We start from the raw sequence: 14,515 nt of genomic DNA on the forward strand, positions 1-14,515 counted from the left end.
ATCTTTCTAATCATTTTAATCTGTGGCAAAACAGAATTCTTTACTAAAATTTCAATGCCATGAAATACAAAATAGCTTTTCTAATAATCGTATCTGTTTTTGGAAATATGTTTTCCCAAAATAAATACCGCCTTAAGAATATCTCGACTACTGACGGGCTTTCACAGAGTTCTGTCATTGCTATTCATCAGGATAAATTTGGACAAATGTGGTTTGGTACGCGCGATGGTCTTAACAAATACGACGGAAGCAAATTCACGATTTTTAGAAATGATGTCACGAACAAAAATTCGATCAGCAACAATGATATTTTATCTATTGAGGAAGATAATAAAGGAAAAATATGGGTTGGAACTTATAATGGTCTTAATTGCTATAATCCTGTAAAAAATACTTTTAAACGTTATTTACATACAAAAACCAATCATACAATAAGCAGCAATGCTATCTGGTCGATTAAGGAAATTGGCGACGAAATGTGGTTTGGAACTTCGAAAGGATTAACAATTTATAATAAAAAATCAAAACAGTTTATCTCTGTTTTTCATTCAGATACTGATGCTTCTACTCTGCCGAGCAACAATATTTTAAGCATTTTAAAAACTAAAAAAGGAGAAATCTGGATTGGTACTACAAAAGGTTTATGCCAGCTTACGGGCAGAAAAAATGGAAAGTTATTCTTTAAAAACTATCCTTTAAATAGTATTGACCAGTTAAATGTTCAGGCAATTACTGAAGATGATTCAGGAAATTTATGGATTGGTACAAAAAACAAAGGACTTTTAAAATTCGACAAAATTTCTAATGCATTCGTATCTTTTTTATCACCGGATCAATACCGCGAGATCAATACTGATATTCGTTCTCTTTCTATCGACAATCAGGGTTCATTATGGATTGGAGCGTATGACGGAATCTACATTTTAGGCAAAGATAAAAGCATCCAGAAAATAAATAACAGCAATAACAGCAACGGAATCGATAAGGTAAAATCAGTTTATATGGATCGAAAAGGTTCTGTATGGATTGGCTGTTATTATAAAGGTGTTAATCTTTGGGATATTTCGAATGTGAATTTCTCTAATTACAATCAGAATTCGAAAAAGATTCCGATGAGTTTTGATGTTGTGAGTTCTATTATTTCAGATAAAAATGACAATATTTATTTTGGAACTGAAGGTGGCGGTATTACGATTTACAATAAAAATACCGAAGCTGTAAGTTATATCAACAGTAAAAGCGGGCAAACGGTCAAAAACGATATTAAATCGATGTGCCTTTCCGGTACTATTTTATGGATTGGGACTTTTTCTAAAGGATTATCTGCTTATAATGTTGTTTCGAAAAGAATTGAAGATAACAGGATTGCTGCTGATTTGAATGTTTTATTAAAAGAATCCGGTGTTTATTCGATCAAAGCCGAAGGAAATGACATTATCTGGATTGGTACTTTTGGCAAAGGTTTGATTCGGTACAATACTATTTCCAAAACTTTTGAAACTATTGGAAACGACAATACAAAACCCAATTATCTGACCAATAATATTGTAAGAACAATTTTAGTCGATCAAAAAAAAGGCATTTGGATTGGTACTCAAAACGGACTGAATTATATCCCGCTAAACAATTTTGCTCCCAATAAATATTCTATCAAGCACTACTTTTTTGATTCGGCTTCTGCTTCTGGCGATGATATTCTGACTTTGTTTCAGGACAGTCAAAATAAAATCTGGGTAGGAACAAAAGCAAAAGGTCTGCATTATTTTGATGGAAAAAAATTCAATAAGATCAATTTAAGAGTTGGTAATACGGTGATTACTTCGATACATTCGATATTAGAAGATGATGATAAAAATTTATGGATAAGTACTAATCAAGGCATTATAAAATACAGTACCACACTCAAAAATGTTGTTATTTATGACCAAAAAGATGGTTTGGCGAGTAATGAATTCAATGATAATGCAGCATTAAAACTGGACTCGAATAAGTTTTATTTTGGAAGTCCGTCCGGAGCAACCTATTTTGATGCCAAGAAAATCTCTTTAAACACATATGCTCCAAAAGTGTTAATTACAAACCTGAAAATCAAAAACCAAACGATTCACGCCAATGATTCTTTGGGTATTTTAGAAAAAAACATTGGTTATACCAAAACCATTACACTTGATTATGACAAGGCAAATTTCTCTATCGATTTTGCGATTCCTAATTATATTCGATCAAAAAACAATCAGTATAGTTACCGAATGGTTGGATTGGAAAATAACTGGACAGTAACCAAAAGTACCGAAGCTATTTTTGCTATTCAGAATCCCGGAACTTATACATTTGAGGTCAAAGGCGCAAACAATGACGGTGTCTGGAACAAAAAAGCAACTACTCTGACTGTTATCGTAAAACCTGCTCCGTGGCGCAGTATCTGGGCATTTTTATTCTATGCAATCGTAATTGGTCTGGGATTATACGGTTTAATCTGGATCATGAAATCGAAAGCGAGATTAAAACAAAAACTGGAATTAGAATATCTGGAAACCAAGCGAATTGAAGAAAATAATCTGGCTAAACTGGATTTCTTTACTAATATCTCGCATGAATTCAGAACGCCTTTGACATTGATTTTAGGACCGTTACAACAAATTCTTGCGAATTATAACGGTACGAACGAAATGTATAAAAAGTTATTGGTTATTGAAGGAAGTGCCAATCACCTTTTGAGTTTAATAAATCGTTTAATGGATTTTAGAAAACTCGAAAATCATCAGGTTACACTGGAATCTGCTGAGGGAAATATTGTAAAATTTACCAAAGAAATCTTTTTGTCTTTTATCGAATATGCCAAAGATGGCGGTTATACCTATACTTTTGAATCATCTCAGGAAGAAATTCCCGTATATTTTGATCGCTATAAACTGGAGCGCGTTTTCTATAATTTAATTTCAAACGCTTTTAGATATACTCCAAAAGGGGGAAACATTCATCTTAAAATCTCACACGATAACGAGAATCTTTTTATAGCTGTTGAAGATTCAGGTGTTGGAATTGCTGAGGAACATATCGATAAAATTTTTGATTTGTTTTTTGAAGCTCCAATTCCTAAAAGTGTTCAGAAAAATTATAATAAAGGCACTGGAATTGGGCTTTCAATAGTAAAAAATATCGTGAAACTCCATAAAGGAAACATTGACGTAACCAATAAAAATACCGAAGGAGTAGTTTTTACAGTTACGCTTCCGTTGGGCAGAACGCATCTTTTGGACAGTGAAATTATTACCGATTTTAAAATTAGTGACGACATCGATCAATATACCGCACAATTAGAAACCGTAGAAATAACTGAACCGGATGATATTGATGATTTTGTGGTAAATGACGAAAAACAAACGATCCTGATTGTCGAAGATCATAAAGTGCTGCGGTCATTCATGAAAAACCTGCTTAAGGAAGATTACAATATTATTGAAGCCGAAAACGGAAAAGTGGCGCTTGAAAAAGCACTTCAGCATGTTCCTAATTTAATAATAAGCGACGTAATTATGCCGGAAATGGTAGGAACTGAGCTTTGTTCGAGAATCAAGGAAAATTTAAAAACAAGTCATATTCCGGTTATTCTCCTGACTTCGAGAACTTCATTAGTTTATAAATTCGAAGGTTTAGAAAGTGGCGCTGACGATTATATCAGTAAACCTTTTAATTTAATTGAGTTTAAACTTCGGGTTAAAAACCTGTTGAATTCGACGGAACGTTTAAAACTTAAATTCTCAAGCGAAGACAATTTCATTCCGTCAGAGATTACCGTTTCTTCATTAGACGAAGAATTACTAAAAAAAGCATTCAAAATTGTAGAAGAAAACATTTCAAACGAACAATTCGATATTCCGTTTTTCTGTACAGAATTGGGCGTAAGCAGAACGATGTTATTTCTTAAAATAAAAGCGTGGACGAATTACACGCCAAACGAATTTATTCATGAAATAAGATTAAAACGTGCTGCTCAATTATTAGAACAAAACAAATTAAATGTTTCTGAAATCAGTTATAAAGTAGGTTTCAATAATCCGAAATACTTTAGTAAATGCTTCCAGAAAAAATACGGAGAAACACCAACTCAGTTTGCTGACAAATTTTTCAAGTCTTCCGTCAAAATTTAGGGAATTCGTTATTTTAAAGGGTTAAAAAAAGGGTATCTGTATTTTTAGATACCCTTTTTTGTATTTCTATATCCTTCACCACTGTTACATTTGCCCTTATGAAGATCACAAAAACAAAATTCATATTGCTGCAAGTTCTATTTGTACTGCTCATAATAGGAATGAGTTTATTGCTCTTTTATTTTATCTAACATTAACCTAAAAACCAAAATGAATGTTTACAAACCAAAATTTCAAATCGCTTAAATGGTATTTGTCAGTAGCTTTTTTACTGGTAAATATTGTTATGAATGCACAGGAAAAAAAAGTCACCGGAAAAGTAACTTCGAGCGAAGATTTACTGGGACTTCCTGGTGCTAATGTTTATATCAAAGGTTCTTCTGTAGGAGGATCTGCAGATATGGATGGAAACTATAGCGTAATCGTTTCTGATAAAAACGCTGTCTTAGTCTTCAATTATGTGGGATATCAGACTGTCGAAATTCCGTTAGGCAATAAAACAGTAGTCAATGTGAGTCTAAAACCGGATACTAAAAATCTGGACGAGGTAATTGTTGTAGGTTACGGTACTCGTAAAAAAAGTGACATTACAGGTTCTGTATCTTCTGTTACGGCAAAAGAACTTACGGCTTACCCAACATTAAACGCAGAACAGGCTTTACAAGGTCGCGCTGCGGGGGTTTCGGTACAATCTAATAATGGTGGAGAACCTGGAGCACCTGTAAAAATCAGGGTTCGTGGCGGAACTTCTATCAATGCCAGCGGAGATGCGCTTATCGTGGTCGATGGTTTTGCAGGAGTTGCCATGCCGGCGCCTAGTGATATCGCTTCTATTGAGGTTCTAAAAGATGCATCGGCTACAGCCATTTACGGATCAAGAGGTTCAAACGGGGTTATTATGGTTACAACCAAAAAGGGAAAACCGGGAAAACCAGTTATCGAATTCAGTAATTCAACATCGGTACAATCTGTAAACAACAAATTGCATTTATTAAATGCAGATCAGTTTGTGGCATATCGCAAAAGTTTTACAACACATACTGCTGCAGGTTCTGACACAGACTGGCAAGACGTAATTTATCGTGAAGGAATGATTTCGAATACACAATTGTCATTTTCAGGAGGTTCTGACAAAGTGAGGTATTATGTTTCAGGAAATTACTTTAATCAAAACGGAGTTGTAATCAATTCAGGAATCGATAAATACACGATTGTAAGTAATCTTGAAGCTGATTTATCAGATAAGTTTAAAGTGGGTTTAAATTTATTTCAAAGCAAGCAAAACAAAGAAGGAATTATCAGCCAGACTGGTGCCGGAGGAACGGGTGCTGCGGGTGTAATCGCCGCTGCATATAGATTTATGCCGGACAAAGGCATTTATAATGCCGACGGATCTTATACAACAACGGCGCCAATTGGGGACGATATTGATAACCCGTACGCAACGGCAATGGAGAATATTCTTGAAACGGTTTCTATCGTAAACAGAAGTAACTTTTTTGCATCTTATCAAATTACTAAAGATTTAAATTTTAAAACAACTTTAGGATTAACGGATAATAATTCGCAAACCGGACGTTATATTCCGTCAACTTTAATTGCAGGAAAAAATATTAAAGGTGAAGCTTCTGTAAACAATACCAGATTTTCTTCTTTCCTGACTGAAAATTATCTGACATTCAAACGTGAAATTATCGACAGAGGAATCTTAACGGTTCTTGGAGGATATTCGTATCAAAAAAACAAAAACGAAAATTCTTATGCTGCGTCAAGAGGATTTTTGACCAACACCAATTCCTATCATAATTTAGGGGCAGGAACTGTATTTTTAAAACCGGATTCCGGATTATCAGAAACTGAATTGATCTCGGCTTTCGGAAGGTTGAATTTTGATTATGACGACAAATATTTATTTACGTTTACAGCGCGTCGCGACGGTTCTTCGAGCTTTAGTGAAAACTATAAATACGGAACATTTCCTTCTGGAGCTATTGGATGGAATATTAGCAAGGAAAATTTCTTAAAAGACAATAAAACGGTTTCGAATCTAAAATTAAGAGCAAGTTATGGTGCAACCGGAAATCCATCGATTGGCGCCTACTCTACTTTATCAAGATTCTCAGAAATTTATGATGTAAGTGGTGACGTAATTGTAAACGCGGTTCAGTTGACTTCATTAAACAACCCGAATCTAAAATGGGAAACCTCATACCAACAGGATTACGGTATTGATTTAGGTTTATTTGATAACAGAATCAGCATTACAGCAGATTATTATAAAACAATTACCAAAGATTTATTGTTTAACAGACCATTGCCGGGAGTTTCAGGAATTGCTTCTCAGCTTCAAAATGTGGGAGAATTAGAAAACAAAGGTTGGGAATTGGGTATTAATACCAAAAACTTTATTGGTGCAGACTTTACGTGGTCAACAAGTTTTAATATTTCTTCGAACAAGAACAAAGTCTTAAAATTAGCCGATAATAAAGATCTTTTAATCAACTCTACGCCTGGACATTTCCTTGCTACAGATTCTCAGATTTTAAGAGTTGGACAGCCTGTGGGTTCGTTCTTCGGGTTTATTTATGATGGCGTAATCCAACAAGGTGAAATTGTTCTTCCCGGGAATTTTGAAACTGCTGCGGGTGGAGAAAAATTCAGAGATGTAAATGGTGACGGAAAATTAGATTCAAACGATAAAACAATTATCGGGAATCCAAATCCTGATTTCATCTTTGGTTTCAATAATGATTTCACCTATAAAAATATTGACTTAAATATCTTTTTTCAGGGTTCAGAAGGAAATCAGATCTTAAATTATACTTTGATGGAACTGGCTTCAGGAAATAACAATGCTACAACAGAAGTTTTAGATGCCTGGACGCCAACCAATACAGACACAAATGTTCCTGCAAATGCTGCAAGAACAAAAAGAATTACGTCGAGATTTGTGTATGATGCAAGTTACATTCGTTTAAAAAACATCTCAATTGGATATAGTTTAGATGAAAAAGTAGTTTCGAAAATAGGATTGAACAAAGTTCGTTTTTACATCAGTGCGCAAAATTTATGGACCATTACAGATTATCCGGGATCAGATCCTGAGGTAAATTACCTGAATGATACCAATGCAAGAAGTAATACCAATTTAGGTTTGGATTACGGAAGTTATCCAAATGTAAAAACCTTCACTTTTGGTTTCAATATAAAATTCTAGTCTAAAAAAATAATATTATGAAAAAATATATAGCTTTTCTTTTCTTGGGAATATTCGCTTTTGGATGTTCTGATTTAGAAGAACATCCGGTAGGAATTATTCGTCCTGACAACTTCTTTAATAACACAGATGACTTGCAAGCTGCCGTAAATGGAGCGTTTGCAAACATTGCCCACAATAATTATTGGGGACGAGAATTTACAATTGCGCTTATGCTGCGTGATGATATGGCAGATATTGGCGACAGAACTACTCAGGCGGCACGTATCGATGTTAATGATATGAATATGAATGATACAAATGCACTTGTGGCAAACTTCTGGCCACAATCGTACATCATTATTACAGCCGCAAATCAGGCAATTGAAGGGGCTAAAAAAACACCCGGAGATCCTGCAAAAGTAAATGCAATTGTGGCTCAGGCTTATTTTGCAAGAGCATTTGCTTACTATCATCTGGTTCGGATTTTTGGAGATATTCCGTATATTGATTTTGTTGTAAACGATGTTGCACAGGTGAATTCTTTAAGCAGAACAAAAGAAGCTGATGTGTACGCAAAAATCATTTCTGATTTAGAATTTGCAAAACAATGGCTGGATGACAAACCAAAAGTAAAAGCTGTTCCCGGAAAAGGTACCGCTGCAGGTTATTTGGCATCTGTTTATCTGACATTGGGAAATTATCAAAAAGCATACGATGAATCTAAATATGTTATTACAAACGAAGCCAAATTTGGTTTAGGTTTAGATGCAAATTTTCAGGATTTGTTTAATGCTACCAAAGCAGCTGAACTTAAGGAGCCTTTGTTTACAATTGATTTTAACAATTTAGTTTCCGGAAATTACGGTCAGGATTACACGGCATTTTTTACAGGTTCCCTAAAAGATGACAGTTACAGTTACGGTCAGGGATTTTCTGTTGCTGTACCTTCTTTAAAAGTTTTTAACGACTGGGATAAAAGAGATTACAGAAGAGCGGTAAGTTTTGATACAATCATTAGAAAGAAAACCGGTCCGGGCGGATCTCTACAGATTTTTCCGTCCAGCGATAACGAAAAAGCGCCACGTCCGCATATTGCTAAATATTACCGTTTTCCGGGGAAAGCCGGTGCAAACGGAAGAACTTCGCAACACAATTACATCACCATGCGTTTTGCCGAAGTCTTGCTAACAGCTGCTGAAGCACTTAACGAAATTTCTCCGGGAACTGCAGAAGCTGACGGTTATGTAAACCGAGTACGTGCCAGAGCCCGAAATAAAAACGGAAAACTGGTTTCATTTCCTGCAAATGTAACACCAGGATTATCTCAGACTGATTTTAGAAAAATGGTTATCAACGAAAGAAGATTAGAACTGGCCTTTGAGTATGTAAGATGGTATGATATAAAAAGACTTAAAAACGGTCCTGAAGTTTTTGGTCCAAACGGATTTGAGCCACATCCTAATTTTAATCCAAATAAAGATTATTTATTTCCATTACCGGGAACTGAGTTAGCGATTAATCCTAATTTAAAACCGAATAATCCGGGTTATTAAGATTTAACCTCATTTTTGTCATCCTGACGGAGGAAGGATTACACTAGAAATTCCCTATACAAAATCGTCAATGATTGTCGAGTTTCGAGTGTGATTTGTCCTTCGTCGAAATGATAAAACAATCGTAGGTATTTGAAATATTTTAATCTTTAAATGAATAGCGTCCAGCTTTAGCTGGATGCAAATATTAAGTAGTATTTAGAGGCTTTAGCCAAAGGTGTTTGGCTAAAGCCCTAATCAAAATGCAACTCTATTCCTCCAGCTAAAGCCGAAGGCAATTCAAGAGTATGCATTCCTTAAAAAAACAATTAAGTAAGTATGAATAAAGTTAGTTTTTTTGTTTTAATTCTGGGGTTTGCATTGCTCGCAACAGCGTGCAAATCCGGGATTAATTCCCCAACAAAAGTCAGCTCTGCAAATGCAAAGACTCTTCTGGAAACGCGATACAAAATGTTACTCGATTATCCGGTTGATTCTATGTCTATGCCACGAAGTATGACGATCAAAACCAATGATATTAAAAAAGTTCCGTCACGAGACTGGACAAGCGGATTTTTTGCCGGAAATCTTTGGCAATTGTACCGATTAACAGGAAATGATGCTTATAAAAAACAAGCCGAAAAATGGACGCCTTTCAGTAAAAAAGAAAGCGTAAACAGAAACTCTCACGATGTAGGTTTTAAAGTTTATTGCAGTTATGGCGAAGCGCTGAAAGTCGAAAACAAGCAAGAATACAAAGACGTTATCATTAAAGGTGCTGAAACTTTATGTACTCGTTTTGATGCAAAAGTGGGCGCAATCCGTTCTTGGAATTTCAATAAGGAAATTTGGGATTATCCTGTAATCATCGATAACATGATGAATCTCGAATTGCTTTTTGAAGCCACAAAACTATCCGGTAATAAAAAATATCAGGATATTGCGATTCAACACGCCAATACAACGCTCAAAAACCAGTTTAGACCAGACAATAGCTGTTATCACGTTATCGATTATAATCCTGCAACTGGAGCTGTTAGAAAAAAAACGACACTTCAGGGATATAATGATGATTCGGTTTGGGCACGCGGTCAAGGCTGGGCGGTCTACGGATTTACGATGTCCTATCGCTATACCAAAGATCCTGCTTACCTAAAGCAAGCCGAAGCAACAGCGCATTTTTTTATGACAGATAAAAACCTGCCCGAAGACGGGATTCCGTATTGGGACTTTAGAGATCCTGCGATTCCAAATTCGGCACGTGATGTTTCTGCTGCAACCGTTATGGCTTCTGCTTTATATGAGCTTTACGGTTATACTAAAAACAAAAGTTATTTGGCTTTCGCCGATAAAATAATCACCACGTTAGAATCTGATAAATATATTTTAAATCCAAAAATAAATGCGCCTTTTATATTTGATCACAGCACCGGAAACTGGCCAAAACACGACGAAATCGACGAACCTATAATCTATGCCGACTATTATTTTCTGGAAGCATTACTAAGAAAGAAGTAACTAAGGGACTAAGGTTCTGAGGGACTAAGGTTTTTAGCCTCAGCAACTCAGTACCTTAGAACCTCAGAACCTAAAAAACCTATGAAGAACTCATTATATCAAAATAATACATTTTCTATTATTGCGCTTTTTGTTTTTTTTCAAATTTGTCTGGGCAGTTTTGCTCAGACAAAGATGAATATCAATGAAAACTGGCTGTATCTTGAAAATCATACTTCAAATATTAACGAAGCACAAAAAGCGACAAATTGGACTTCCTTAAATTTACCTCACACCTGGAACGCCGAAGATGCAACAGATCTTAATCCGGGTTACAGACGCGATGCAAGCTGGTATCAAAAAAAGCTAAACATCACGCAAATAGACCCAAACAAACGTTACTATTTGTATTTTGAAGGATCGAATGTAACCACAAAAGTATATGTAAACGGTAAAGAAGCCGGAGGACATATTGGCGGATATATTGGTTTTACTATTGATATTACGAATTTTATCAAAGAAGGAAACAACGAAATTTTTGTTCGGGTTGATAATAGTTATGATATCGAAGTCATTCCGTCTCAAAAAAGTGATTTCTTTATTTATGGCGGAATAACCCGCGATGTCTGGTTATTGTCTAAATACAAAAATCATATCGAGAATTTAAAAATTACAACACCGGAAGTTTCGGCTAAAAAAGCTTCTTTGAATATTGTGGCTTCAACCGTAAATCCGGATAATGCCAAAGATTTATCGTTAACTGTAGTTCTTAAAAATCCGAAAGGAAAAAAAGTTGCCAGTAAAACGATTCCGGTTTTGGATAAAACAACCATTATTAGATTTGAAAACCTGAAAAATCCTGAATTGTGGGATACTCAAAAACCAAATTTATATAAAGTAACTGCTTTTTTATCGGAAAAAAATCAAATAAGAGACAGCTTAAATGAGAAAGTAGGTTTTAGATGGTTTGAATTTAAAGATCACGGTCCGTTTTATCTTAACGGAAAACGTTTATTGATTCGCGGTACACATCGTCATGAAGAACAAGCCGGAGTTGGCGCAGCCATGAGCAACGAACAACATCGCGCTGATATGGAATCTATCAAAAAAATGGGCGCTAATTTTGTTCGTCTGGCGCATTATCCGCAAGATCCTGAAATTTACAAAGCCTGTGATGAATTGGGTTTATTGGTTTGGGATGAATTGCCTTGGTGTCGTGGCGGAATTGGCGGTGAACTTTGGCAAACGAATACTAAAAATATGCTTGCCGAAATCATTAATCAGAATTACAATCATCCAAGTATCATTATTTGGTCGCTTGGAAATGAAATGAATTGGCTTCCTGATTTTCCTGACGGAGATAACACCGAAAAAACGAATGTATTCCTGACGGAACTCAACGACATTGCGCACAAAATGGATCCGACAAGAAAAACGGCGATTAGAAAGTATTACGAAGGTTCACAAATTGTAGATGTCTTCTCCCCTTCTATCTGGTCGGGCTGGTATTCCGGAAGTTATAAAAACTACCAAAAAGCAATTGACGTTTATAAAAAAGAATACAAACATTTTATTCATGCAGAATATGGCGGAGACAGTCACGTAGGTCGTCATAGCGAAAACCCGATTACAGGCGAAAATATTATAAAATCTGAAGGTTGGGAAGAAGCTATCGTGCAAACCAAAGTAGCAAATATTGCACAAATTGGCGATTGGAGCGAAAATTATATCGTTGATTTATTTGACTGGCATTTGCATATTTCCGAGAATGATCCAACGTTTGTGGGTAATGTTCAATGGGCATTTAAGGATTTTGCAACGCCGTTACGTCCGGAAGATGATATTCCGTACATGAATCAAAAAGGATTGGTAGATCGTAACGGAAATCCGAAAGATGCGTATTACGTTTTTAAAAGTTACTGGAGCGAGGAACCTTTTACCTACATCGAATCGCATACCTGGACAGAACGCCAGGGTCCTGAAAATATGCCGAGAACTTTGAGTGTTTTTAGCAATTGCGAGAAAGTTACTTTATTTCATCAGGGAAAATCATTGGGACAAAAGCAAAGAAATCTTTCAGTTTATCCTGCAAATGGCTTAACTTGGGATGTGAATTTCCAGAAAGGCGAAAATATTCTGATTGCTGTTGGAGAAACAAAAGACGGGAAAAAAGTTTCGGATACTATAAAAGTAAATTATCGTTTTAATAAAAATGATACGGCAACTTCTTTACAATTATCTTCTCAAAAATTAAAAAATGGCAATTATTTAGTAACTGCAATTGCAATTGATAATAATAATTTGCGTTGTTTAGATTATGAAGAAAGTGTTTATTTTCAATGTTTGAAAGGCGGAAAAACCATGAAAAGTCAAGGAACTCCAACGGGAAGTGAATCGATAAAAATGGCAAACGGAAAAGCATCTATCGAAGTTGTTCCTGACAGATCAGGCGCTCCAATAGAAATGACGGCTTTGAATCAGAGTTTTAAAGGAGAATATTTGAAGATTTTAGTTAATTAGGTTTAACCGCTTAACCGCAAAGTTAGCAATCCCGATAGCTATCGGGATACGCAAGGAACGCGAAGTTTTTTGTTTCTCGCTGATTTTACAGATTAAGCAGATTTTTGTCATCCTGAGAAACAAAGGATCACACTCGTAACTCTACAAAGAGTATTGACATTGTTTGCGGAATTTTTAGTGTGATTTCTCCTTTCGTCGAAATGACAAAAAATGAGAATAAAGCTGCAGAGTTTATGTAAAATTGCGATAGTTTGTCATTTCGACAGAGGAGAAATCTTCGTAAGTAACTCCATAATAAGGAGCTAATCTTTGTAGAGTTTCTCGTGAAGATTTCTCGTTCCTCGAAATGACAAACTAGACTTAAGTATGATTAATAAAAAATTTGTTTAATCTGCAAAATCTGTGTAAAACAAAATCCTTTTTATCCTAATAATCTGTGGCAAAAAAACTTTTCGGGATTACTATAATAAAGATCAACCACTATGAAAAATACAATCTTTTACGGAATTGCTTTACTACTCACAAGCTTCACAACTAGCGCACAAGTAATCCTAAATGCCGATGGTCCGGGCGGAGTTGGAACTTATGAATTAATTACAAATGCATTGGCACCCGGAACGGCAAACGGAGCGATTGAAGCTCCAGATGCGATTCATCCTGGTTTTGGACGTCATATTGCTGAAGTTTTTGATACGGAACTCAATAAAAATGTTTTTGAGTTTTATTCGCATGTGAGTAATACGCCTCCGGATAATGAACCTGTTGCAGGAAAAACGGACAGACAACGTGTCGAAATAAAATCTTATGCGCCTTCTCCGGATAATTTAAAGGGAATTATTGGCGAAACCGTACAATATAAATGGCGTTTTAAAGTGCCGGCAGGATTTAAACCTACGACGAGCTTTACACATATTCATCAGGTTAAAGCTGTTGATGGCGACGATGATGATCCTTTGTTTACTTTGACTTTAAGAAAATTATCTAACGGAACAACTAAATTAGAATTGATTTATGACAAAGATGCAGCTGCTGCAACTATAAAATATCAAAACCTAAATATGTCTTTGTTTGAAGGAATTTGGGTCGAAGCTACAGAAACCATAAAAGTAGGTTTGCAGGGAACTTATGCGATAACAATCAAAAAAGTAAGCGACGGAACTGTTTTGATGGATTATAGTAATACCAATATTCAAACGATTCGTCCGGCCTATACTTCGACAACGGGAGTTGTTTATGCTGCAAATTCTTTCATCAGACCGAAATGGGGAATCTATCGCAGTTTGAGTGATATTGCGAATATGAGAGATGAAGCGATGCGTTTTTCGGATTTTAGTATTGAGGAATTGACTGCTTTATCTACAAAAGAGCATTCGAAAGAAAATACAGATATTATTCAATTTCCGAATCCTGTTGCTGACAAACTTCAACTATCAGAAACGATATTAAACCAGTATGACGGTATTAGAATCTATGATAATAGTGGAAAAAAAGTACTTGACAATGATACTATTTCTGAAAATATTAATGTGTCGTCTTTAAAATCGGGACTTTATATTGTAAAATTCAAAAAAGGAAACAATCTTTCCAAAGGCATAAAAATGATTAAAAAATAAATT

6 protein-coding genes are annotated in these 14,515 nt (G+C 35.5%); all 6 read left to right on the forward strand.

Features of this window, described 5'->3' with window-relative positions; all coding sequences use genetic code 11:
• Positions 1-59: 59 nt before the first annotated feature.
• Positions 60-4,151, forward strand: coding sequence for a two-component regulator propeller domain-containing protein (locus tag ASF10_RS22930; protein WP_056254795.1), 4,092 nt, complete (start codon positions 60-62; stop codon positions 4,149-4,151).
• A gap of 214 nt (positions 4,152-4,365) precedes the next feature.
• On the forward strand, positions 4,366-7,368 hold the full coding sequence (locus ASF10_RS22935) for a SusC/RagA family TonB-linked outer membrane protein (RefSeq protein WP_056254799.1): 3,003 nt from the start codon (positions 4,366-4,368) through the stop codon (positions 7,366-7,368).
• Positions 7,369-7,385: 17 nt separating this feature from the next.
• On the forward strand, positions 7,386-8,903 hold the full coding sequence (locus tag ASF10_RS22940; protein ID WP_056254802.1) for a RagB/SusD family nutrient uptake outer membrane protein: 1,518 nt from the start codon (positions 7,386-7,388) through the stop codon (positions 8,901-8,903).
• Between the two features lie 318 nt (positions 8,904-9,221).
• Positions 9,222-10,400: a glycoside hydrolase family 88 protein gene (locus tag ASF10_RS22945; protein WP_056254805.1), complete on the forward strand. Its 1,179-nt coding sequence runs from the start codon at positions 9,222-9,224 to the stop codon at positions 10,398-10,400.
• A gap of 81 nt (positions 10,401-10,481) precedes the next feature.
• On the forward strand, positions 10,482-12,899 hold the full coding sequence (locus ASF10_RS22950; protein ID WP_056254807.1) for a glycoside hydrolase family 2 protein: 2,418 nt from the start codon (positions 10,482-10,484) through the stop codon (positions 12,897-12,899).
• Positions 12,900-13,381: 482 nt separating this feature from the next.
• A complete protein-coding gene (locus ASF10_RS22955) occupies positions 13,382-14,512 on the forward strand; it encodes a T9SS type A sorting domain-containing protein (protein ID WP_056254810.1) in 1,131 nt (376 codons plus the stop codon).
• The last annotated feature ends 3 nt before the right edge of the window (positions 14,513-14,515 follow it).

Origin of the sequence: Flavobacterium sp. Leaf82, from assembly GCF_001422725.1 — a bacterium.
In the GTDB taxonomy this organism is placed as follows: domain Bacteria; phylum Bacteroidota; class Bacteroidia; order Flavobacteriales; family Flavobacteriaceae; genus Flavobacterium.

Excerpts from the sequence above, each read along its gene's own strand:
- ASF10_RS22930 (WP_056254795.1), top strand. The coding sequence starts at position 60 with ATGAAATACAAAATAGCTTTTCTAATAATCGTATCTGTTTTTGGAAAT.
- ASF10_RS22950 (WP_056254807.1), top strand. The coding sequence starts at position 10,482 with ATGAAGAACTCATTATATCAAAATAATACATTTTCTATTATTGCGCTT.
- ASF10_RS22935 (WP_056254799.1), top strand. The coding sequence starts at position 4,366 with ATGTTTACAAACCAAAATTTCAAATCGCTTAAATGGTATTTGTCAGTA.
- ASF10_RS22940 (WP_056254802.1), top strand. The coding sequence starts at position 7,386 with ATGAAAAAATATATAGCTTTTCTTTTCTTGGGAATATTCGCTTTTGGA.
- ASF10_RS22955 (WP_056254810.1), top strand. The coding sequence starts at position 13,382 with ATGAAAAATACAATCTTTTACGGAATTGCTTTACTACTCACAAGCTTC.
- ASF10_RS22945 (WP_056254805.1), top strand. The coding sequence starts at position 9,222 with ATGAATAAAGTTAGTTTTTTTGTTTTAATTCTGGGGTTTGCATTGCTC.